The organism is Fimbriimonas ginsengisoli Gsoil 348 (assembly GCF_000724625.1).
Classification (GTDB): Bacteria; Armatimonadota; Fimbriimonadia; order Fimbriimonadales; family Fimbriimonadaceae; genus Fimbriimonas; species Fimbriimonas ginsengisoli.
Genome location: NZ_CP007139.1, coordinates 1,471,846 through 1,492,399, shown reverse-complemented (window position 1 = coordinate 1,492,399; position 20,554 = coordinate 1,471,846). Strand labels below are relative to the sequence as shown.

General features: G+C 61.7%; 23 protein-coding genes. 10 read left to right on the top strand and 13 right to left on the bottom strand.

All coding sequences use genetic code 11. The annotated features are described in order from the left end of the window. Nucleotides 1-427: 427 nt before the first annotated feature. On the top strand, nt 428-1,435 hold the full coding sequence (locus tag OP10G_RS06830) for a hypothetical protein (protein WP_025226631.1): 1,008 nt from the start codon (nt 428-430) through the stop codon (nt 1,433-1,435). On the opposite strand, the gene OP10G_RS06825 is transcribed toward OP10G_RS06830, so the two are convergent. Continuing rightward, nucleotides 1,432-2,178: a GDSL-type esterase/lipase family protein gene (locus OP10G_RS06825; protein WP_025226632.1), complete on the bottom strand. Its 747-nt coding sequence runs from the start codon at nt 2,176-2,178 to the stop codon at nt 1,432-1,434. The genes OP10G_RS06830 and OP10G_RS06825 overlap by 4 nt on opposite strands. A 60-nt stretch (nt 2,179-2,238) precedes the next feature. Between OP10G_RS06825 and OP10G_RS27370 the strand changes: the two genes are divergently transcribed. From OP10G_RS27370 to OP10G_RS06815, 3 genes are all read left to right on the top strand, one after another. Then, nucleotides 2,239-2,481: a DUF1801 domain-containing protein gene (locus OP10G_RS27370; RefSeq protein ID WP_265101688.1), complete on the top strand. Its 243-nt coding sequence runs from the start codon at nt 2,239-2,241 to the stop codon at nt 2,479-2,481. Nucleotides 2,482-2,488: 7 nt separating this feature from the next. After that, the gene (locus tag OP10G_RS27820) at nt 2,489-2,596 is read left to right on the top strand and encodes a hypothetical protein (RefSeq protein WP_420810107.1); all 108 of its coding nucleotides are present in this window, start codon (nt 2,489-2,491) and stop codon (nt 2,594-2,596) included. A 169-nt stretch (nt 2,597-2,765) separates the two neighbouring features. Next, the gene (locus OP10G_RS06815) at nt 2,766-3,671 is read left to right on the top strand and encodes an NAD-dependent epimerase/dehydratase family protein (protein ID WP_025226633.1); all 906 of its coding nucleotides are present in this window, start codon (nt 2,766-2,768) and stop codon (nt 3,669-3,671) included. On the opposite strand, the gene OP10G_RS06810 is transcribed toward OP10G_RS06815, so the two are convergent. After that, entirely contained in the window at nt 3,668-4,108 is a 441-nt protein-coding gene (locus OP10G_RS06810; protein ID WP_025226634.1) for a response regulator, read from the bottom strand. The genes OP10G_RS06815 and OP10G_RS06810 overlap by 4 nt on opposite strands. Before the next feature lie 110 nt (nt 4,109-4,218). After that, entirely contained in the window at nt 4,219-4,974 is a 756-nt protein-coding gene (locus tag OP10G_RS06805; protein ID WP_025226635.1) for a hypothetical protein, read from the bottom strand. Between the two features lie 84 nt (nt 4,975-5,058). Between OP10G_RS06805 and OP10G_RS06800 the strand changes: the two genes are divergently transcribed. Then, the gene (locus OP10G_RS06800) at nt 5,059-5,526 is read left to right on the top strand and encodes a group II truncated hemoglobin (protein WP_025226636.1); all 468 of its coding nucleotides are present in this window, start codon (nt 5,059-5,061) and stop codon (nt 5,524-5,526) included. A gap of 12 nt (nt 5,527-5,538) precedes the next feature. Here the strand turns inward: OP10G_RS06800 and OP10G_RS06795 are convergent, their stop codons facing one another. From OP10G_RS06795 to OP10G_RS24170, 6 genes are all read right to left on the bottom strand, one after another. Then, a complete protein-coding gene (locus OP10G_RS06795) occupies nt 5,539-5,934 on the bottom strand; it encodes a VOC family protein (RefSeq protein ID WP_038472699.1) in 396 nt (131 codons plus the stop codon). A gap of 132 nt (nt 5,935-6,066) precedes the next feature. Continuing rightward, nucleotides 6,067-7,287, bottom strand: coding sequence for a S8 family peptidase (locus tag OP10G_RS06790; protein WP_025226637.1), 1,221 nt, complete (start codon nt 7,285-7,287; stop codon nt 6,067-6,069). Continuing rightward, the gene (locus OP10G_RS06785) at nt 7,284-9,905 is read right to left on the bottom strand and encodes a CHAT domain-containing protein (protein WP_025226638.1); all 2,622 of its coding nucleotides are present in this window, start codon (nt 9,903-9,905) and stop codon (nt 7,284-7,286) included. Before OP10G_RS06785 ends, OP10G_RS06790 begins: the two co-directional genes overlap by 4 nt. Continuing rightward, on the bottom strand, nt 9,892-10,425 hold the full coding sequence (locus tag OP10G_RS06780; protein ID WP_025226639.1) for an anti-sigma factor family protein: 534 nt from the start codon (nt 10,423-10,425) through the stop codon (nt 9,892-9,894). The genes OP10G_RS06785 and OP10G_RS06780 overlap by 14 nt, the downstream gene beginning before the upstream one ends. Nucleotides 10,426-10,472: 47 nt before the next feature. Beyond that, a complete protein-coding gene (locus tag OP10G_RS06775) occupies nt 10,473-11,051 on the bottom strand; it encodes an RNA polymerase sigma factor (RefSeq protein WP_025226640.1) in 579 nt (192 codons plus the stop codon). Between the two features lie 114 nt (nt 11,052-11,165). Continuing rightward, complete coding sequence (locus OP10G_RS24170; RefSeq protein ID WP_025226641.1) at nt 11,166-11,999, bottom strand: prepilin-type N-terminal cleavage/methylation domain-containing protein; 834 nt, start codon at nt 11,997-11,999, stop codon at nt 11,166-11,168. Nucleotides 12,000-12,097: 98 nt separating this feature from the next. Here OP10G_RS24170 and OP10G_RS06765 point away from each other — a divergent pair, with 98 nt between their 5' ends. Genes OP10G_RS06765 through OP10G_RS06755 form a run of 3 tightly spaced genes read left to right on the top strand, consistent with a single transcriptional unit; the run spans nt 12,098 to nt 14,605 of the window. Continuing rightward, nucleotides 12,098-12,853, top strand: coding sequence for a GNAT family N-acetyltransferase (locus OP10G_RS06765; protein WP_025226642.1), 756 nt, complete (start codon nt 12,098-12,100; stop codon nt 12,851-12,853). 45 nt (nt 12,854-12,898) lie between these two features. After that, nucleotides 12,899-13,888 carry a LacI family DNA-binding transcriptional regulator gene (locus OP10G_RS06760; RefSeq protein ID WP_025226643.1) on the top strand — a complete coding sequence of 330 codons (990 nt, stop codon included), beginning with the start codon at nt 12,899-12,901 and terminating at the stop codon, nt 13,886-13,888. 18 nt (nt 13,889-13,906) lie between these two features. Further along, nucleotides 13,907-14,605 (top strand): SDR family oxidoreductase, encoded by a 699-nt coding sequence (locus OP10G_RS06755; RefSeq protein WP_025226644.1) that lies wholly within the window; start codon nt 13,907-13,909, stop codon nt 14,603-14,605. A 69-nt stretch (nt 14,606-14,674) separates the two neighbouring features. Here the strand turns inward: OP10G_RS06755 and OP10G_RS27815 are convergent, their stop codons facing one another. From OP10G_RS27815 to OP10G_RS25685, 4 genes are all read right to left on the bottom strand, one after another. Then, nucleotides 14,675-14,863 carry a PIN domain-containing protein gene (locus OP10G_RS27815; protein ID WP_084178862.1) on the bottom strand — a complete coding sequence of 63 codons (189 nt, stop codon included), beginning with the start codon at nt 14,861-14,863 and terminating at the stop codon, nt 14,675-14,677. 176 nt (nt 14,864-15,039) lie between these two features. Further along, complete coding sequence (locus OP10G_RS06745; RefSeq protein WP_144241027.1) at nt 15,040-15,243, bottom strand: hypothetical protein; 204 nt, start codon at nt 15,241-15,243, stop codon at nt 15,040-15,042. Between the two features lie 105 nt (nt 15,244-15,348). Next, a complete protein-coding gene (locus OP10G_RS06740; protein ID WP_025226646.1) occupies nt 15,349-16,215 on the bottom strand; it encodes a carbohydrate ABC transporter permease in 867 nt (288 codons plus the stop codon). A gap of 283 nt (nt 16,216-16,498) precedes the next feature. Further along, on the bottom strand, nt 16,499-18,892 hold the full coding sequence (locus OP10G_RS25685; protein ID WP_025226647.1) for an extracellular solute-binding protein: 2,394 nt from the start codon (nt 18,890-18,892) through the stop codon (nt 16,499-16,501). Nucleotides 18,893-18,982: 90 nt separating this feature from the next. Here OP10G_RS25685 and OP10G_RS06730 point away from each other — a divergent pair, with 90 nt between their 5' ends. Then, a complete protein-coding gene (locus OP10G_RS06730; RefSeq protein WP_025226648.1) occupies nt 18,983-19,567 on the top strand; it encodes a hypothetical protein in 585 nt (194 codons plus the stop codon). 71 nt (nt 19,568-19,638) lie between these two features. Beyond that, the gene (locus OP10G_RS06725; RefSeq protein WP_025226649.1) at nt 19,639-20,472 is read left to right on the top strand and encodes a DUF1206 domain-containing protein; all 834 of its coding nucleotides are present in this window, start codon (nt 19,639-19,641) and stop codon (nt 20,470-20,472) included. Nucleotides 20,473-20,554 lie beyond the last annotated feature (82 nt).

Here is a 20,554-nt window from a genome sequence, read left to right as displayed (position 1 = left end):
ATGAGGATGAGGTAGTTAAGCAGGGTTGTGTCGGAGACAACGAGCACTCGGTCTTGGCCCGTGGGGTTTCTAGGGTGGTGAAGTCCTCTTCGACCATATCGAGCATGTATTCACTCGTCAGTCCGTGGCGCTCGAAAAAGGCTTGGCGGATTCGTAGCCTTTGTATCCGAGTCGGGTCGCTGCCTTGCGGCAAGAAACGATGTGCTCGCGAGCGACTTCGACGACAATTGCCTCGATGGCCCAAGGGTCGAGTTCGCTTTTGGGCAGCTTCGTCAGTAAGATGTCCCGGACTGCGGGCGGCAGGGGCAACGATTCGAAATTTCGGAGCTGGATCAAGTCTCCACCGTGCTAGACGTGGGAAAGGCGGTTAACGCCGGGGGCAGACAGGTGGTGGGCATCGGCCTTGGAGTTACAGTAACCTGCCTTTGTGCTGGGTGCGCTTTTGGCGGCGGTTCTGCTGCAGGCGAATTGGCGGGTGGATTTTACGGGGAAGCCGGCTTTCGGGTGCTGCACGCGTGTGTTTGCGCTGGAGGACCGGCTGATCTTCCTCGATTCGCCGCCGCCTACCGTGAGCGACGGCGGTGACATTTACGTGTGGCGGGATAAGGCGCCGGCGGCTCAGAAGGTGTTCAGCGTTCAGGACCAGGGAATTCGGATGATCCGGAAGTTCGGCAAGTCGATCATCGTTCCGGGGATCGACGCGATGGAGAATTGGGACTGGGGGAATTGGTATCTCTCCCAGGACCAGGGGCAGACCTGGACCAAGTATCGGAACCTGCCGAAAGCGGTTCATGTTTTCGATTTCGCCCAATGGCGGGGCCGCCTGTACGCGGGGGTTTCGGACACTTCGGGCGCGGTCCTCTCCAGCACGGATGGGAGCATCTGGAAAAAGGAGTTCGGCGCGGCGGGCAAAGACTCTTTCGGTGAGGTTCTCAGTGTGGTCCCGCTCCCGGACGCGTTGTATGCGTTTTGGGTGGAGCAATGGGGGGCGGGGGCACCGGAGGCGAACAAGGCCGTGGACTGCTACCGGTTCGACGGCGCGACGTGGAAGCCCCTAAAGCTGCTGCCCGGGATCAACGCGGTTTGGAACACCAGGGTGGTTGGCTCCTCGGCGTTCATTCTGCTTCCGGGCCGGTCTTATCTCTTGCACGACGGCAAGGCGGAGCCGGTGTTGCCCGTTGACGGACTCGTGCCGGTTGACGTGATCGAACGGGATAAAGAGCTCCTGTGGCTCGCCGCCGGTTCTCACAACGACTGGGCGATCTTCCGGACGCCCTACGGTGAAAAGGTCGGCGAGCGGACGAAGCTGGTGGACTTGCCGCCCGGCCTTAGCGGCAACTCGCTGACCGTCCACGGGGACCGCCTCTACGTTGCCTGCAACGGCGCACCGTCGGGGCAGCTCATCTCGATCCCATTAGTCGAGCTCAAACGCTAACCCCGCGGCTTATCTCCCATCAAGCGGCTTAGGGTCGTCTCCATCGCCTTGGCCCAGAGGAGAGCGCCGGCGGGGTTTGGGTGGAGGTAATCGGGAACGAGATCCTTGTTCATCGACCCGTCAGGGTTCAGGAACGCGTTGTTTACGTTGCAGAAGAAGACGTGTCGGTTGTCCGCTAATGGCTTGATCAACATCCCCGTGCGGATCAGCTCCATGCCGCGGTGGTTGCCGGCCGGCTGCTCGCCGTAGGGGAAGCAGGCGAGCAGGAGGATCTTGGTATCGGGCAGCTCTTTGCGAAGCAGGGCAACGATCGCCTCGATTCCGCCCGCGATCTGCTCGGCGGTGTGGTGCGTGCGGTAGTTCCGCTCGTCGGCGTTGTTTGTGCCGATCATCAGCGTCACGACCTTCGGCGATTGACCGGTGAGCTCGCCATTTTTAAGGTTCCAAAGGGTGTTCTCCGTTCGCCCTCCGCTGTAGCCCAGGTTAATCGCATGCCGGGGCGCGAAGAACTGCTGCCATACGGGCTGAAACTCGGGCTTCTCAAAGTTCTGAGTGATGGAATCCCCGATCATCAGCAGGTCGAATTTCTCGCGCGAGATCAGGGCGACCTTCTCTTGGTGCCGCCTCTCCATACCCGGTTGGGGAACGGGAACGACCGCGGGATTCGGTTCCTGCCGAGTGGGAGATCCGGCAAGCGCGTTCGCAGATACGGCGAGGGCAAAAATGATCGGCAAGGTACGCATTGGGCGCAGGTTACCGCCGGTTTCGGACCGGCGGGGTCAGGTTATCATAAAGTCATTCTCATGACACCCTCGGAACAAATCGATAGGGAGATCGCCTCCTTGGCGGACTGGCGTGGCGAGCGGATCGCCCGGATTCGCGAGCTTATCAAAGAGGTAGCCCCGGGCGTTACCGAGGAGTGGAAGTGGAACACGCCGGTATGGTCGAGGAATGGGATGGTCTGCGCGGCGGGCGCGTTCAAGGATCATGTGAAGATCAACTTTTTCAAGGGGGGCTTCCCTTGCCGACCCGAACGGCCTCTTTAACGCCGGGCTGGAAGCGAAGGCGACGCGGGCGATCGACTATAAGGAAGGAGATCCGGTCGATGAATCCGCATTGCGAGAGTTGCTGCGCGAGGCGGTGGCTTACAACTCTCGGTAAGTTGGGAAATGCACTCGGGTCACGCGAAGGCTAGGTCGCTCGGTTTCGTCGAAGCTGCCGATGAGTTGGATTTGAATGCGGGTCACGCAAAGGCGCGAAGTCGCAAAGATCGGGAGACGAAGCGGCTCGCCCTTTCGTCGAAGTTGGCGAGCGGCCATCATCGAACGTCATGAAGGTTTTCGTTACCGGCGGGATGGGGTTTATCGGCTCGCATATCGTCGTCGAGCTGGTGGGTAGGGGCGACGAGGTCACGATTCTCGCGCGAAATCGCCGAAAGATCCCGAGTTTTCTCGAGACTCGCGGGGTTTCGATCGTCGAGGGTGACCTTCAAGAATACGAGCTGGTTCGAAGCGCCCTTAAGGGTCATGACGCCTGCATCCACAACGCGATCTGTTGGGACGAGGAGCCGACGGAGCTGCAACTCAAGGACACCCGAGCGGCCGCCAACGTTTTCGAATCGGCGGCCGAGGCCGGCGTCGCGCACCTGATTTACACCTCGTCGACGGCGGTGCACCGCCCGTTTCGGCCCGCGATGGACGAGACGCAACGCCTGACGCCCACCGACTTCTACGGAGCCACGAAAGCGGCGGGGGAGGCTTTTCTTTCGGCATTTTCCTATCAATCGGAGATGCGCTGCAATACCATCCGCCCCGGTCCCACGGTCGGCGTTCCCGTGGCCGAAGGCGCGCCGGTGAATTGCGATCGTCGCTTCAGGGAGATCGTCGACGCAGTGATTCGAGGCGAGGAGATCGTGGTCGCCAAACACGACGGACGGCAGTTCATCGCGGCCACCGACCTAGCGAAGCTGTATGCGGCGGTGCTTCATTCCGAAGCCAACCGAGAGGTGTATGTTGCGGTGGCCCGCGAATACACAACGTGGGAGGAGATCGCGTTGGAGGCGGTTTCGATGGTGGGATCTAACCGCTCGGTGATCGCCGAAGATCGGGGATTCTCCGAGACTCCTAACCACTTCGACGTGGGAAAGATCGAACGCGATTTTGGCTTTGAGTTCAGCGCCCGGGTCGCGCTCCGCGACTATCTACGATATTCCGTGTCCCTTCACACGCAATCCTAATCGCTTGCAACGGCAGCCGGGGTGCAGAGGGTTAGGTTTGTGCCGAGCCAGAAGCCGAGGGTTGAAGAAAAGACGCTCATGAACTGGTCGTAATCGATAGGCTTGCGGACGAAGGCGCTGCAGCCGAGGTCGTAGCAAGCGCCTACGTCGGTCATCTCGACTGAGGAAGTGAGAACGACCACGGGCACGGTGCGAAGTCTACAGTCGTCTTTCATCGCCATGAGCACATCGACCCCAGACAGCCGAGGCAACTTGAGGTCGAGGAGAACGAGCGCCGGTGAATGGCGCTTCCTAAGAACTTGCAGCGCCTCCTCTCCATTCCGAGCCACTAGAAGGGTCTCCGTGCGACTCGATGAAGTGAACGCGCGGCGAACCAAGTGTTCGTCGTCTGGATTGTCCTCGACCACTAGGACCCATCGATCTACGGAACTGCTCATGACTGCACAACCAACGGAAAAATTTCAGGGAAAGCGCGGCCTTGGCCGCCATCGGGCCATTAGACTTCCGTGTATTTCATCGCGTTCGCGCGATCTTAGAGTGGTGAAACTTATAGCGGAAGCCCGAGGCTGGGAGGCTCCACCTTTTTTCGTCGAAACGGGTTGGGAAGCGGCTCGACATGGGTCGAGAGCTCCCGCTCAAGCTCCATGTCGAGCTTGCCCACGCAGTGTCCGTGGTACCAGCGGATATTGCTCCGAGGCGGAGTGGCGTCCAAGGCGCAGGCGTTGAACCAGCGGGCGGAGAAGGCCTGGGTGATTCTGCTCAGCTCCCAGGCGTGGCGTTTCAACGTCTCACGCGGGATTTCGGCCGAAGGGAGGGCGGCCTGCAGGTAGTAGGTGAGCAGCTCTTCGCAAAGGTGCGCATAGAATGTTCGGCCAAGCTCGCAAAATGCGCTCCCGTCCAGCTCCCGCCACACCGTCCATTCGTCTCCACCGATACGGGCTTGCCGGAACCTTGGGCCGGAGGTGAAGGAATCGAACGCAGACAGACTCGCCCGTCTCAAAGCGCCGTCGGCGGCGGTAACGGCGACCAAGGTTTCCCGCAGCGATCCGCGGTAGCGGATCCCAAAGCTGGTTTGTAGGGCGTCAGGAGGGTCCGCCGAGCGAGTCACGATCGGAAGCGCAGCGAAGAACGAAACGACGTCCGTTGCGGACTCTTCGGTAGTTAACCCGGCCAGTCGTTTCCGAACGTTTCCCAAGATACGATCGGATAGTTCCGCGTCCGGACGGTCTAAAACCTGCTGGACGATCTCACCCCACCGGTGGGTTTTAGGAAACGGCCCTAAAGAACTCGATCGCCGCGCCATGGGGTTTCCTACGCCAACTAAGGGCGCAGCCGGCAAATTTCAGCCAGAGCCCCACGGAGCCGCCCAGAAGGTAAAACCGGGCGAATGGACGAGCCGATCCCGACTTTATATGAATGGCTGGGCGGTATCGACGCGCTGAATCGCCTGGCGGAAAGATTTTACGAACACGTTCGCGAAGATGCTCTGCTCGCCCCGGTCTTCGCCCACATGAGCAGCGAGCATCCGAAGCACGTCGCCGCGTTTTTGGCCGAGGTGCTAGGCGGCCCGACGGCGTACTCGCGGGAGCGTGGCGGGCATCCGCATATGGTGCGGAGTCACCTCGGCCGTCATTTGAGCCAAGGCCAACGTCGCCGCTGGGTCACCCTTTTGCTGGAGACTGCCGACGAGCTATCGCTGCCGGATGATCCGGAATTTCGCTCGGCCCTCGTCGGTTACCTCGAGTGGGGTTCGCGCCTCGCCGTCATTAACTCCCAGCCCGGCGCCGCCGCGGATGAGTCCGCCCCGATGCCCAAATGGGGCTGGGGCGAAGTGAAGGGTCCGTATCGGCCCTGACGGTTCTCTGGCTCAGGATTGAACCTTCCATGTGACTCCAAATCGGTCGGTCACGATTCCGTACCGAGCCGCCCAGAAGGTCTTCTCGAGCGGGAGAAATACGGCGCCGCCGACCTTTAATGCGGCGAACACCCGCTCCGCCTCCTCGTCGCTGTCCATGTGAGCCAAGAGCGCAAACCCGCCAAGGCGCCCTCGCTCGTTCTTGAGGTCGTCGCAGAGATTGATCGCCGTCTCACCGATCCTTATCGTCGCGTGAAACACTTTTTCCTCCCCACCGGAAGGGATCAAGTCGGGAGGGCCGTCTTTGTACTTCATTAGGAACATGAGCTCGGCGCCAAGCGCCTCGCGGTACAAGCCGATCGCCTCCTCGCAGGCGCCGTCGAAGAAAATATAAGTCTGAACATTCATGGCGGCAACTCTACCGGAGAGGCCGATGCGGTCCCCGCTTTCGCCCTCGCCATCGCCATGGCGAGTCAGACCGCCCCTTCCGCGAGAAGGTGCAACTCCCGGTCTATCTGGCGCTTCCGGTCGTGGCGCCGGCTACGGCTTACGCAGCGCCTGATCGAGCTTCGTATAGTTGACCAACATCCCGAGTTCCCCTTTGTACTTCGGATTCAGTCCGTCGATCTTGGTGCCGGACGAGGTGAGCGCCTTTCGCATAGTGCTCGGCGTGTTTGCCGGAATCCTTCGCAGACAATCGGCGATCGAGGCCGTAACCACGGGCACCGCAAACGAAGTGCCGTTCCACACTGCGATGCTGCCGTCCCAGAACTGACTTGCGAAACCGGTCGCGGGCGCCGCCGCGTCGGCGGTCCCTTCCCAATTGCTGAACGAGGCCTTGTGGTTGTCTTGGTCGACGCCGCTCACGCAGACAACCTTGCTAATCCGGGCTGGGAAGCAAGCCGCTCGCAGGCCATCGTTGCCGATCGCGGCCACGACGAGCAGGCGGTTCTGCTCGCACCAGTCCATCGCGTCCGTGAGAGCGACGACCTGAGCCAGCGAACCCAGCGATACGTTTGCGACCTCCGCTTTTTGAGTGACCGCGAATGCGAGTCCCTTGATCAGAGTCCATGCGCTGGCGTTGCCGTCGCTATCCGCGATTCGAGCGATGACGAACCTGGTCTTCGGCGCGATCTGGTCGATGATCCCGGCGACCATCGTTCCATGCCCTAGCGCCTCGTCCTTCTTCCCGTTCTTGTTCGAATCGACCCCCATCGGCTGGTCGTAAGCCGGTTTGCCCGGTTCGATCGCGTTGAGGCTCGCGTCGACCTTTGCCCAAAGCGCCGGCTGCTTTGGCGAAAGGCCGTTATCGAGCACCGCTACCCGCACCGAGCGGCCGTCGAGGTTGGCCAGCGCCGGGCTCCAGTTGATCTGCCCGAGAAGGTTCTTGTTGATCGCCTGAAGCGCCTTGCGGTCTCCCACGGCCGGCAGGCCGCCACCCTTGCTGGGGGTGGATTTCGACTGCGCCTCCGGACATCCGACGCTCCCGTCGTCTTCCGCCCAAACGAAGTTGACCTTGTCCAGCGCCATCAAGGCGTGAACCGAGTCGGCCATCGCCCGAGTCGGGGTGGAGAAGAGCGCAAACGGCGCGCCGTCGGTGGTGTCCTTCAGCGTGACCCCGTACTTCTTAGCGAGCCCAGCGGCACTTCCCTTCCCGGTGAGCTGACAGATCAGAAGGCTTTCTGCCGCCGCGTGGGTGGGGAGAACGAGAGCCGCGGCAATGCCGAGGAGCAAGAAGATTCGGTTAACGGTCGAGGTCATGATCTGTACCCCCCATATAGGAGGGGGGAGGCCCAAAAATAAGGGTGACTCTGCCAATTCTGAACGTCTTGGCGAGCTTTCCGCAAGGAAACATGCACGTTTAAGTCCTTCGATATCGAATTATAAAATGATTGGTATAGGTGGACGGCCGCTTCGTCGTCCAGTGGCCAAGCGCTTCCCACCACGAATCCCGCGCCGCAGGCCAAGAACGCCCGGACTAAGCCGTCTGGCTCGTGGTGATTGGTATCGGAGAGCCGGCCGGTGTCGCACCCTGAGAGCGTCACCAGTTCCGCGCGCAGTCCCGACCGTGCGATCTCGGCGGCGAGAACCGGTCCGTCTGTGAAATCGAGCGACGAGAACATGGGGTGACGCCATCGATGGCGGGCGTGCGAGATGACGTGTAGAATCGAAACATCGGCGTTGACCATCCCCTTTCGCGCTTCTTCGGCCGTCCGGCATACTTGCGCTCCGGGGAAGTAGCGGAGGAACATCTTCGCCTCCTCGCCCACCCAGGGAAGGTCTTGGTGCTCCGCCACCCACAGCATCGCGCCCTTTCCGCCGGGACTAGGATCTTTGCCGCGTAGCCCAGGATGCATCCGTAATTCGAGGTCGCTTTCCGCCCCTATCGCGTCGAGACAGGCGAGCCAAGGCACCCGCCACAGCGTTCCTTCGGGGCAGATGCCCAGCGCGGGACCATGCCGTAGCAAGGGGCGCAAAAGGGTCTCCCCTAGCTGCCTTAGGCCTTCCATCGCGGGGATCGGATCGGCCTTTCGGTCGAGCATCGGCGATAGCAGGTCATAGGCCAACCATTCCAGCTTCCCCGCTAGATCCGGATCCCCGAACTCCACCACCCCGCTCGTAGTGAGGGCTCTTAACCGGGTCGAGCCTTCGACCATAACGAGACTGTCGGAAACGGGAAGAAGCCCGGCGAGGGTCGCCGACCGCTCGACCGAGATCGTTTCCTCCACCCATTTCCTTTGCATCCTGTCGAGGCGGTCGTGCGTTCCGGAGCGCCGGCGGGTCCCTTGGGTCGGATTGTCACTCTCTCCTTCGTTCAGCTCCACGCGTAAAGCCCGTAGCCGTTCCGCCGCCTCCGGGGGGAGTTCGGTCGAACGGCCGCGGAGAAGCTCGTCGAGCAGCGTCACCGCGCGCGACCGGGAGACGACCCCGATTGCTTCCTTGACGTGCGCTGGCGTCGGATGGGCGAGCAGGTCATCGAGATAGGTCCGCAGAGCTTCTGCCTTATCCCTTAGGTGACCCAGCCGGGCAGCGTACGAAGAAATCCGCGCTTGCTCGGCGATCACCGCCGCGAGCATCCGGCGATGGTGCTTGAGCCGCCCCGCGCCGGTCGCCCGCCGAGCGCGTTCCGCGTGGACGCGCCATACCAGACGGGGAAACGCGTTGCGCCGCAAGATCGCGGCGGCTTCGTCGAGATGCGAGTCTGGACCGCCGCCGGAGGCGGACGAGATAAGGGCCCGGCAAAGGTGGTAAGGGCTGCCCGCTTCGCGCGCCTCTCGAACGGCAGATTCGATGCGCGGCTTGGCGATTTTCTTCCCAAGGAACCGTTCCGCTTCCGCCCGGTCGGTCTCGGCAGCGGCGTGCCAGACCCGGTTTCCGAGGGCCAAATACCGGCGGCTGGCCTTCGCCAGTTCCACAAGCCCCGCCTCGGCTTGCCCCGACGCCATCAGCGTCTGCCCGATCCCGAGGTGTAGATGCGCCTGGTGGAGCGGCTGGACAACCGAGCCGAGCGCCAGCGTCTCCCGGTAGGCGTCAACCGCCTCAATCCAAAGGTTCATTGCCGAGAACGCGTCGCCAAGGTATTCGAGCGAGCGGGCCATCTCGACGGGAGCGTCGACATTTTTCTCCCTAAGCTCGACCAAAGCGGATATCGCAAGGTCCGGGTCGCCCGCCAAAAGGTCGGCGTACGCTATATTCCCGCGAGCTATGTTCGCCAACTGGTCGAGGCCCAGCGCCTCGGCCTCGGAAGCCGCCCTTTCCGCGGCCTCTCGGGCTTGGGAGACATCGCCTCCAAAGAGCAGGCTGGTCGACTGCGCGAGGCGGGCCGAAGCGGCGTCCGTCTCATAACCGGCCGACAAGAGCCTTTCTGGCAGGCCCGAAACGGTTTGCCAAGCTTCTTGATACCGGTCCTGCTGCATCAGCGCGTAGGCGACGTTCAGAGAAGCGCGGGCGGCGAGCCCGTCTTCGTGTTCGGCGGTCAACCCTTCGATGAGCGACTGTCCGAGCGCGATCGCCTCCTGCACCCGGCCCCCTCGCGCCAATCCGTCGATCGCACCGGTCTTAAACGCCAGTTGGTCCCGAGGGTGGGTCGCGCTGTCGCCGGCACGAATAAACGCCTCCGCGCTGGGAATCCACCTCCCCTTGACCCGATCGATGATGGCGACGCAGCGATGACCAAGTGCGGGATCGTCTCCGTACCGAACGACCAACCGGGCAACCTTGGGCAGTCCCACCAGCTTCCCGTGGTCGGCCGCGAATAGCCGTAGCACACGTGTGAAGAACGCCTCGCTCAGCCCGGCGTAGTTTTCCTGGGCCACCAGCAGTCGCTTCGCGCCTGCTGGTTCGGCGATTAATCGATCGGCGAGTTCAGCGGCCGTCATCGCCCAACAACTGCGACATCGCGGGGACGACCAAGATTTGGTCCGGTCCGATCAAATTGAATCCGGACTCTTCCAGTGCGCCGACGGTGAAGCGGAAGCCGTTGGCATCCACCACTGCCGGCACCTCGGCGTCGATGCTCCATTCTCCTTCGGGCAACCGGCCCATCAACTGCCACCCCGCTTCGCTTCGGGTCGCCATGATGCGGATCGATAGATCCCCGCCCCCGACCGACATTTGGAACTCGTCGCCAAGACCGCGGGCGCCGGCGGCCAGCGAGGAGCCGAGCCGGGCTGCCGTCCAAACCCTTCGGGTTTCGGGAATAAGGTTTTTAACCAGCGCGATCAGATCCGCGGGGGCCGGCGTCCAGGCGACCTTGGCGGCGGCGACGATCTCCCGGTACCGCTCCACCGCGGCTGAGCACGACTTGCACTCTTCCAGGTGCCGCGTGACCTCCGGAGTCGGCCGCCCTTCGGCCGCGTCCATCAGGAGGCTTCGATAGTTTCGACAGGATTCTTTCATCGCCGTGGGTTAAGAGACCGGAGCTATCCGGTCTGATACAAGATTCTTTACTCGTCGAAAAATCCCTGTTTAGCGAGGACGGCCTTGAGCTTCTCCATACACCGTCCCCGAGTCGGGCCGATGGCTCCCACCGGCATCGACATCTTTTCCGAGATCTCGTTGTACGGCGCTTCGTCCATATAAAGCAGCTCCAGAAGCTGCCGGCATCGCCCGGTGATCTCACCCAGCGCCTGCCGTAGCCGGTACGCCTGATCCATCGCCACCGATGTTTGCTCGGCGTCGCATTCTTCGTTGGCCACGACTTCGTCGAGCGTTAGACCGATTGTGTCGAAATCGCTTGTTCGCCCTTTGATGCGGCGGATCCGCAAGCTCTCCCGGCTGGCGGTAACCGCCAGCCAGCGCGGCAACGCCTGCCCCGACTCGATGCGATCGAGCGACTTCACCAGGTTCTGAAACGTGGTTTGGAAAACGTCGGCGGCATCGTCTTGCCCGAGACCGTACCGGCGAGCCACCGAGTACACGAGCACCTGAAATCGATCTACCAGTCGCGACCAAGCCGAGTGATCGCCCCGGCGGCATCGCTCGAGCAGCCGCTCCAACTCTCCGTCATCCGTAAATCGTCGCATTCGGACTGCTCGATGGTACACCCGTCACTACGCCGGTTCTTGAGCCCAAGTCTCGTTTTGCGACTTAATCGGCCCGTGGGAGGTATCCAGCCGACCAGCCAAGAGAGCCGTTTCTCAATCCTCGCGGAACCAGGCCGCGGCTTTCGGCGCGAGTGAGTTCCGGTACGCGGCGCCTGAGGTGCTGGGGGCGCGCCACGAGGATTGTGGGGAGGCGAACCACTTAGTGTGCCCGTCGGCCAAGACATAGACCGCACCGCCGTTGTGCCGGTAGCGCCCGGCGCAGTAGTTGTCGGCCCGGCCGAGAATCTTGCCCGGGATGGTGGGGAACCCCTCCTCCTGCCCTCTGCACCCGGAGGTCCAATCGTCTCCCGCGGTCGTCCCGATATAACCCCAACCTTCGGTGAAGAGAACCACGTTAGAGGGAGCTTCTAACGAAGTTATAGCTCGGATGGCGCCCGGAAACCAGCCTCGGGCGAGGGCCGCCACGTGCATGGTCGGCATGATATTGCCGTTGGGAATGTACGACGCGGAACGGCTATAGAATTGCGCGGGAAACGGACCCGGGTCGGGATCACCGGCGGTTTTGGGGATGAAATTGGTCCCCATGTCGGGGCAGGTCCAAAAAGCGGTGTCTTTGCGGGCGGCCGGGGCATCGGGACGGCCAGCGCTGCCGCTCCCCACCTTCAGATACGGCTCCACCAAGTCTTGAACGGTGACGGCCGCCGGCATTCCCGCGAGGAGGTAGGAGCCCATCGGCAAGGTGTCGTCGAAGTCGTTAGAGTACAGCATCGTGCCGAGTCCGATCTGCTTGTTGTTATTGAGGCAGGCGCTCTTCTTAGCGGCTTCCTTCGCCTGAGCAAAAACCGGGAAGAGGATGGCGGCGAGAATCGCGATGATCGCGATAACGACGAGAAGCTCGATAAGAGTAAAGCCGCGACGAAAACCCATAAGACCAACTGCCGGAATTGCGGAGCCCATTCTATCGTCTTTAGCGCCCGACAAGGTCGTTTTCCGCAAGGGAGACTTGGTCGTGCCATTCTCTTGACTTGGATCTCGACACCGTCTTAAAGCAGCTTCAAGAAGAGCGGCGCCACGTTCGAGGGCAAAGCGATTGGTTCGACGTGCTACCGAATCTCACGCGATGCGGGAATAGAGCGCACGGCTGGGCCGAGGTGGGCTATTCAGAGCTCACGGAGAAGGATGTGGATGCGGCAATCGCGGAACAGGTGGCGTTCTTCGCGAAGATGGGTCAGGAATTCGAGTGGACGGTCTACGGAACAGACGGACCGGCCGATCTAAAGGAGCGCCTGGCGCGCCATGGGTTCGAAATCGGACCGCGCGAGGCGGTGATGATTTACGATTTGGAGGATGGCCTGGCTCCGTTCAGCCAGGTCGACTGCCGCGTCGTCCGTGTCGCCACCACCGACCAGGTCGAAGAATTTCGGGGCGTCGCGGAGGCGGTTTTCGAGAAGGATTACTCTCGAACGTGCGGCGAGCTTGCGGCCGGGCTGGGTTCGACCAACCACCTCGGCTACATCGCGTACGACGGCGACCAACCGGTCGGCATCGGCCGGCTCTATACGATGCCTGACAGCCGATTCGGTGGGCTTTACGGCGGCGGTACCCTCGCATCTCATCGGGGAAGGGGCTTTTACCGAGCCCTCGTAGCCACCCGCGCCCAGGACGCGGAAAAGTTCGGCGCACGCTATCTTCGAGTCGACGCCCTCCCGACGAGTCGCCCGATCCTCGAGAGAATGGGGTTTACCCACCTCACGGACACATGGCCATGCACTCACGGCTAAAGGTTCTCCAGGGTAGCGGCGCATAATGCAACGGGATATGGACCGATGGTCACGCTGAAGGACATTGCGCTCAAGGTGGGCGTGGATATATCGACCGTATCAAAGGTGCTCCAGGGGGCGCCGATTCGGGTGTCGGATGCCAAGCGGGACCAGATCCTCCGAACCGCCGCGGAGCTGAACTATCAGCCCAACGTCGTGGCGCGCGGGCTGAGGCTCCGGAAAAGCGGGGCGATCGCAATGGTTGTTCCAACGACGACCAACTATCTCTATCCCGAGATCATCGGTGGGGCGGAAGATGCCGCCGACGAGCACGGATACATCCTCTTTCTTGTCAAACAGTCACGATCCGATCCGCTGCAGCAACTCACCTCGGTGGTTGGTCAAGGACGTGTAGACGGGCTGCTGTTCGCCGACGACGTGCCGGAACCGAGGTTTCTCGATCGGCTGATGGAGCAGAAAGTGCCGTTCATCAGCCTCAACCGGATGGGGACCGAGGACCGGAGATACGTCTCTTTGAACGACGAAGCCGGATTCGCCCTGCAAGCGAGGCACCTCGTCTCGCTCGGACACAAGTCGATCGTCTTCGTAGCGGTCGTACCGCAGAGTTACGTTGCCCGGATCTGCCAAGGGTTCTTTGAAGAGGCATTACGCGGCTCGGAAAGCCAGCTTCATGTGCTGCGTTGCGACTTTGGCGGGGACGACTGCAATGCAGTCGCCGACCAGCTTTTGGCCCTTCGGCCGCGTCCGACGGCGGTTGCCGCCGCCAGCGTTTTGGTGGCTTCGCGCCTCGTCGGCATTCTGCGGAGCCGAGGGGTCGCCGTGCCGGAGGAAATCAGCGTCATCGGCTACCACGATTCCCCCGTGGCGGTGTGGCCGCCGCCGGGGGTGACCACCGTAAAAATGCCTTCACGCCTTCAGGGTCGGCGGGGGGTGGAGCGGCTGTTGGAGGTTATCGAAGGGCGGGATTTCCCAGGCGAGGTGTTAGCAGAAGCGCCGGAGATCCTGGAGCGCGGGACTTGCAAGAAAAGGGAGTAGGGCACAATCGTGAACGACATGGGGTTTGAGAATCGAGTCGTCGTGGTAACCGGAGCCGCTGGCGGGGTGGGGCGCCAGGTTGCGAAGCGCTGGTTGGATGCGGGGGCAAAAGTGGTGGCGGTCGACCGCTCGGCATCGCACCTCGACGTTCTCGGATCGCATGAGCGGCTGGCAACCTCCGGGGCCGATCTCCTTACCGCCAGTGGGGCGGAGGAGATGATCCGCTTCGCCCGCAGTGCATTCGGCGCACCCGATACGCTCATTCACACCGTCGGCGGCTTTCGAATGGGTCCGGTCGATGCGCCCGAAACGGCGGCCGACTGGGACCTGATGATGGCGTTGAACGCGGCCAGCAACTTCCACTGTTACCGAGCGATGCTCCCGTCGCTCCGCGAGCGAAACGGAGGCTGGCTCGTCGGTATCGCCAGCCGCACCGCGGTTCAGCCGGCGGCTCAAATGGCCGCGTACTCAGCGAGTAAAGCCGCGCTGATCGCGTTGACCCAGTCGATGGCGGCCGAGCTTCGCGGGGAAGATATCCACGTCAACGTCTTGCTTGCGTCCACGATCGATACTCCCGCCAATCGGGAGGCGATGGGAGAAGAGGCGGCCAAGAAATGGGTCACCGGCGACGACATCGCCGACGCCACGTTCTACCTCTGCTCGGATCAAGCCAAGAGCATCCACGGCGCAACGCTGGAGATCTACGGAAAGGCGTAACTTCTCCCTAGGACCGCCGGTCTCCAGACCGGCCCTATCCCGAAGGGATTTCGTTCCGTAGCCCCAGCCTCACAGAGGCTTCAGGGATACCGGTCGACATCGGAGTCCAGGGGCCTTCGAAAGCTGCTGGTCGTTTGTCATTAGATCGAAGTCGAACTCCAACGCTGTAGCAACGATTACGGCATCGGGAAGCTTCAGCCTATGAGCCCGCCTCACCGCAACTGTCCGCTCAACGACTGCGCTGCTTAACGGAATCACTTACATCTCGTGAACGAGCAGAATCCGGATACCTTTCTCGGCTTCCAACGATAACGCCGGAAATGAAAGCATTTCGATCATCGTTATGACGGAAACGGCGAAGCTACCGCTGCCCAAGGGAGGATCTAGACGGCTTGCAAGATGGTAGAGCGCGACGTTGGTATCAAGCAGAAGGGTCAATCCCACTCCGCACGGATCTGCCGTTGATACTCCATGGGATCGAAATCTGTTTTCAAGATCCCGTAATAGCGAGTGAGGTCACCCGTCTTCGAAGGCTCCGGTTTTCCCTGAGCTATGGCGATCAGCCTCGATGCCAAATCGAGCACTTCCGCTTTCGACCAGTTACGAACCTCGTTCTCAATTTCCTGCCGAGCTGTCAATCCGATTTCTCCTATGAATTTGGACGCTAAGACGTGCCGATTTATCAACCGGTCGCACTCAGAACTCATTGTAGCGTCGGTTTATATCACGGAGCCGCCACCGAGCTACTTCCCACCTGTCAACACAATCCCCTTCACGAACCAGCGTTGGCCGATGAAGAAGAGGATGATCAGCGGGATGCTGACCATCACCGAGCCGGCCATGAGCATGTTCCACTTCTCGCCGTTCATCGCCTGGTAGCTGCGCAGCCCGACTTCAAGGGTCTGTTTGTCCGGGTCATTCAGCATCATGAGCGGACCAGTGAAGTCGCGCCAGGCCCCCATGAAGGTAAAGAGCCCGACCGTCGCGAGGGCGGGTCCGCTGAGCGGCAAAGTGATCCGCCGATAGATCGTCCAATGGCTCGCGCCGTCCAGGAATGCCGCCTCGTCGAGCTCGCGCGGGATTCCCATGTAGAACTGGCGCAACAAGAAGATGTTGAAGGCGCCGCCGCCGAAGAACGCGGGGACGGTGAGCGGGAGGAACGTGTCCACCCAGTGCATCTTCGCGTACACCACGTAACTCGGGATCATCGTAACGATCCCCGGCAGCATCATCGTCGCGAGCAGGATAAGGAACAACCGGTCGCGTCCGGCGAACTGCATGCGCGCGAACCCGTACGCCACCACGCTGGAGCTGAACAACACTCCAAACGTAGCGAACGAGGTGATCTTCGCGGTGTTCTTGAGGAGCAAGGGAAAGCTAATAATCGGGTTCGTCAGCAAGAGCCGGAAGTTCTCCAGCGTCGGCTGCTTCGGCCACGACCACATCGAGGTCGTGGCGATCTCCGCCGGCGTCTTCAGCGACATCGCGACGCTGACGTAGAACGGCATGAGGAACGCGATCGCCCCGAGAACCAGGATCGCGAGCACCACGAGCCGAGAAGCCCGGCTTCCCGCCTGGGCCCGCCGGGCGGCGGTTTGAGCCTTGCTCATACGGTAGTTCCTTTCCCCATCCGTCCCTTAACGCGAAGCGTTGTAACCGCAGGTTGGCTCGTACCTGCGCGAGGGCGTGCCAGTCGATGGTGTGGGATGTCCGGATGGCGAACTTGCATTCGCTGGTGTCCGGTCTGGAGACCGGTACACCCGAACCGCCACCCCCAACCCCCTCCTCCTCCACGGCGCACATACATCGCAGGGCAAGAGGAGGGGGCTCCGGACGCAGGTACGAGCCAACCTGCGGCTACAACGCTTCGCCGTAGGGAGGGAAAGCGCGACATCACTTTAACCCTCCCTCGTAATGCACCCAGCGGGAGAACCGGAACTGCAAGCCGGTCAAGACCAGCACGATTAGGAATAACACCCAGGCGAGGGCGCTGGCGTAGCCCATGCGGAGACTGATGAAGCCGTCCAAGTACAGGTGGAGCATGTAAAACATGGTCGCGTTGTTCGGGCCGCCGTTCGTCATCACCAGCGCGCTTTGGAAGACTTGAAAAGAGCCGATCACCCCGGTGACGAGGCTGAAGAATAGGGTCGGGGAGATCATGGGCAAGGTCACCGACCGAAAGCGCCGCCAAGGCGAAGCGCCGTCTAACGTGGCCGCTTCATAGAGGTACTGCGGCACGCCTTGAAGGCCGGCGAGCAGGATCACCATTCCTCCGCCCGCGCCCCAGATCGACATCACCGCCATCGAGCCGAGCGCTGTCTTTTCGCTTCCCAGCCAGTTCACGCGTCCATTGACGTCCGCCAGCGGGGCCAGCATGTGCGCCAGACCGAGGAAGTTTCCGTGGCCGTCCGACCCATAGATGATCGTGTTGATCAAACCGCCGTCGGCTTGAAACAGCCGCTTCCAGATCAGTGCCGAGGCGACGCCGCTCGCCACCGTCGGCAGGAAGTAGCACGTTCGCCAGAGCGGCATACCGCGCACCTTTGTGTTCAGCAGCAGCGCGAGCGCCAACGACATTGCGACTCCAAGCGGCACCGCCAGGATCGTGTAGAGCGCGGTCACTTTCAGAGACACCCAGAATCGGGGATCGACGGTCGCCATCTCGACGTAGTTTCCGAAACCTCGCCAGCGGGCGGGCTGGATGATGTCCCAATCGGCAAAGCTCATCAGGAGCGAGAGGATCATTGGCCCCGCCGTGAAGCCGAGCAAGCCCAGCACCCACGGCATGATGAACACGTAGGCCAGTCGGCTCTCCCGTTTCTGCCGGCCCGTGCGCTTGATCTTCCGCTCCGGCCAGTACACCCACGCACCGAGGAGCCCTAGCAGCAGCGCCCCGAATAGCGCTCCGAGTGTCCAGTTAAACGGGGTGAGCGAGCGCTGCTGAAGGAGGTAGTCCAGACGGGCCTGCCCCTGGCGGTTCCCATCCGGCAAGATCTCTTTGGCGGTTGCGGTTCCTTCGTAGATCCGGCCGAACGCCGCCGTCGCCACGCCGCTTGCCTCGGGCCACTCAGGCGAACGGGGGCCGAAGAGGACGTACGGAACGCACTGGTCGGTGACGATCCGGTTGTGCGGAACCTGCTGCTCTGCCGGGGTGTTCGGGCCGGGAATCCAGGGTTCGCTCAATGCAAGACGGCGGATCGCCGGCTGAGCCCGGCCGGACTTGGCCAACTCAAGCATGCCGGGCTCGCCCGCCATCCACTGGGTGAGCAGCCAAGCCTCGCGCGGATGCTTGGTGCTGCTCATGATGCAATAGCCCGAGCCGCCGGTGGGGAAGACGCGGGTGCCGTCTTTATAGGCAGGGGCCATGGCGATGTCCCAGTCGAAGTACCCCTCCGTCCCTTTCTTCATCTCGTTCCGAAGCTGCGGTACTTCCCAGATACCGCTCTCGAACATCGCGACCTTCCCCTGGGTGAACATTTGCCGGGTGTTGGTCTGCATCTCGCTGTTGATCTCCGTCTCGCTCGGCATCCAGCGTTGCTTCATCGAGAGATCGGCAGTGAACTGGTAGGCCCGGATGATGCGCGGGTCGTCGTACCGCATCCGCTTCGGCGATTCGTAGTCGTCGGCGATCCGGGCGCCGGTCGATTGGAAGACCTGATACGTCCACAGGTCCTTCCAGCCCGGCGCGTATCCCCAGCGGGTCACCTTGCCCAGGGCGTCGCTTCGGCTGAGGTGGTGGATGACCCAAAGGAAATCCTTCTCCTTAAGTTCAGGTCGCTCTTGGAAGTCCCAGGTCCAAGTGCCATCCGGAAAGGGGATTCCGGCTTCCGAGAACGCCTTCTTGTTGTAGTAGATGATCCCGCAAGGGGCGATGTCTCGGGGCAGAACGTAGAGCGTGCCGTGCAACGAGTGCGGCTTGACGATCTCTGGATAGTAGTCGTCGAGCCGAAATTTGGGAGTCTCTTTGAAGAGCGGATTCAGCGGAAGCAACGCGCCACGTCGGGCGTACTTCTGGAAGTTCGCCGGGTCCATCATCGCCACATCCGGTGCGGTCCCGGAAGCGAACTGGGCCAGCAGCTTCTCCTGGTAGTTAGCGACGACCGACTCGACCTTAACCGTAATGTTTGGGTGGGCTCGCTCGAACTGGCGAGCCGCCGCGAAGATTCCCGCCATATCCTGGTCGCCATCCCAGCAGACGAACCGAAGATGGATCGGCTCACCCATAGCGACCGCGGCAAGCAACATCGCCAAGAAAACCCAAACAAGGCGAGTGCATCGGTACCGCATCGAACGAGTCTCAGGATATCGCATGCTATCGGCCAGCCGTGAGATGGTGGGGAACCATAGGGCCCAGTTCAGATCGTACTGGTTTACATCATGGTCCCCTTACTGGCGCTTCTCGGTTTTTCCTCGCCGATTACTCTCGAGGTCTCGATACCGAAGGAGGTCGTGTCCGGGCAGCCTGTTCCGGTTGTCGTGCGAGCAAAGAACGTCTCGAACCTGCCGCTTACGCTGGTGAAGGCGATTCCGCCCAACCAGAGGATCGGAATCGAGTGGAAGACGAGCCTCGTTCACGACGGACGGCCGGTCATGCGGGACGAGAGCAGCCCTTGGATGGCGCAGTGGATACTCTCTTGGCGGATCCGCGCCGACGAGTTCTTCGTTCTTCAACCGGGGGAGTGCGCCGTGATCTACCAGGACAAATTCAGTGGCCGCTATGACGCCGAGAAGATGCCGAGCCTCAAATCCGAGGCCTCGAGGCTTGTCAAGAGGCCGCTGCCGGGTGGCGCCTACACCTTTAAGGCACATTTTGCATTCCATCGCGGGGCCGCGAAATCTTGGTCAGGGGAGCCAAACCCCAAGTTCGAGCCGGAGGCCAAGAGGCGATACTCCCGGACATGGATAGGTTCGGCAGATGGCGAAGCGAGATTCGCCGTCGTGCCGGCCAAGGCTTCGCAGTAACGGCTCTTGGGGCCGGGGCGAACCGCCGATTGGTCGCAATAGTCGAAACCGCCAGGAGAGTTTGACTATTAATGGCGGCACCGACATCGGTTCATCAGGCGGCGGTCGAAGTGGAGCCTTGGCTTCAGCGGCTGGCTAGATTGGGGTACGTGGCGAAGGGTGTGATTTACCTTCTTATCGGCGCGTTCGCCTTTATGGCGGCGATCGGCTACGGGGGTAAGAAAACCAACCAGGCCGGGGCGATCAATAGTATTCGCGACTTGCCGTTCGGCAACGTCTTGCTGATTGGCCTTGGCGTGGGCCTGGCAGGATATGCCGTCTGGCGTCTGGTAGAGGCGGCCGGAGATCCGGAAGGGAAGGGCACGCTCAAGCGGATCGGATACGTGATCTCCGCCCTTGCTTATGGAGGTTTCGGCTACGCGGCGCTTTCGGTGGCCTTCACCGGCGATGAGGCCCGGTCTCAGCCTCAGCAAAGCGCGGCGAGGCTTTTCGGACTGCCGTTCGGCGCTCAGTTAGGCATGGCGCTCGCGGCGGGCTTCGTCGTCGGCGCGTTCGTTCAAATCGCGAACGGACTCGGCGGCAAGTTCTTAAAGGCCCTGAAACGAGAGGAAATGTCCGAAGATCAGTTCTCGCTCGCCCGTTGGACGGGCGGCATCGGCCTCATCGCTCGCGGGGCCTTGTTCGGCCTCATCGGCTGGCTCCTGTGGCGGGCGAGCAGCGATCACAACGCGGGGGAAGCGGGAGGGATCGACCGTGCCCTCACAACCGTCGCACAGGCCCCGTTCGGCTCCTTCCTTCTGGCGATGATGGGGGTAGGCCTCGTTTGTTACGGCATCTACATGTGGGTCGAAGCGCGGTTCCGAAGAATGACGCCCGTAGCCGGATTAAAAGGCTCAACGCACTGATCGTCCCGTGGCGTGATCGAGACCCGATCCGGCCGAGATGTTTCTCGCCTACTTTATGGTCACCAACAAAATAGATTGGCAA

What these genes read in the sequence shown, in the direction of transcription:
- OP10G_RS06785 (WP_025226638.1), bottom strand. Translation starts at nt 9,905, where the DNA reads ATGACGGCCGCTGAACTCGCCGATCGATTAATCGCCGAACCAGCAGGC.
- OP10G_RS06755 (WP_025226644.1), top strand. Translation starts at nt 13,907, where the DNA reads ATGGGGTTTGAGAATCGAGTCGTCGTGGTAACCGGAGCCGCTGGCGGG.
- OP10G_RS06740 (WP_025226646.1), bottom strand. Translation starts at nt 16,215, where the DNA reads ATGAGCAAGGCTCAAACCGCCGCCCGGCGGGCCCAGGCGGGAAGCCGG.
- OP10G_RS06825 (WP_025226632.1), bottom strand. Translation starts at nt 2,178, where the DNA reads ATGCGTACCTTGCCGATCATTTTTGCCCTCGCCGTATCTGCGAACGCG.
- OP10G_RS06760 (WP_025226643.1), top strand. Translation starts at nt 12,899, where the DNA reads ATGGTCACGCTGAAGGACATTGCGCTCAAGGTGGGCGTGGATATATCG.
- OP10G_RS06795 (WP_038472699.1), bottom strand. Translation starts at nt 5,934, where the DNA reads ATGAATGTTCAGACTTATATTTTCTTCGACGGCGCCTGCGAGGAGGCG.
- OP10G_RS27370 (WP_265101688.1), top strand. Translation starts at nt 2,239, where the DNA reads ATGACACCCTCGGAACAAATCGATAGGGAGATCGCCTCCTTGGCGGAC.
- OP10G_RS06730 (WP_025226648.1), top strand. Translation starts at nt 18,983, where the DNA reads ATGGTCCCCTTACTGGCGCTTCTCGGTTTTTCCTCGCCGATTACTCTC.
- OP10G_RS06790 (WP_025226637.1), bottom strand. Translation starts at nt 7,287, where the DNA reads ATGACCTCGACCGTTAACCGAATCTTCTTGCTCCTCGGCATTGCCGCG.
- OP10G_RS24170 (WP_025226641.1), bottom strand. Translation starts at nt 11,999, where the DNA reads ATGGGTTTTCGTCGCGGCTTTACTCTTATCGAGCTTCTCGTCGTTATC.
- OP10G_RS06800 (WP_025226636.1), top strand. Translation starts at nt 5,059, where the DNA reads ATGGACGAGCCGATCCCGACTTTATATGAATGGCTGGGCGGTATCGAC.
- OP10G_RS06775 (WP_025226640.1), bottom strand. Translation starts at nt 11,051, where the DNA reads ATGCGACGATTTACGGATGACGGAGAGTTGGAGCGGCTGCTCGAGCGA.
- OP10G_RS06815 (WP_025226633.1), top strand. Translation starts at nt 2,766, where the DNA reads ATGAAGGTTTTCGTTACCGGCGGGATGGGGTTTATCGGCTCGCATATC.
- OP10G_RS06805 (WP_025226635.1), bottom strand. Translation starts at nt 4,974, where the DNA reads ATGGCGCGGCGATCGAGTTCTTTAGGGCCGTTTCCTAAAACCCACCGG.
- OP10G_RS06725 (WP_025226649.1), top strand. Translation starts at nt 19,639, where the DNA reads ATGGCGGCACCGACATCGGTTCATCAGGCGGCGGTCGAAGTGGAGCCT.
- OP10G_RS25685 (WP_025226647.1), bottom strand. Translation starts at nt 18,892, where the DNA reads ATGCGGTACCGATGCACTCGCCTTGTTTGGGTTTTCTTGGCGATGTTG.
- OP10G_RS06810 (WP_025226634.1), bottom strand. Translation starts at nt 4,108, where the DNA reads ATGAGCAGTTCCGTAGATCGATGGGTCCTAGTGGTCGAGGACAATCCA.
- OP10G_RS06780 (WP_025226639.1), bottom strand. Translation starts at nt 10,425, where the DNA reads ATGAAAGAATCCTGTCGAAACTATCGAAGCCTCCTGATGGACGCGGCC.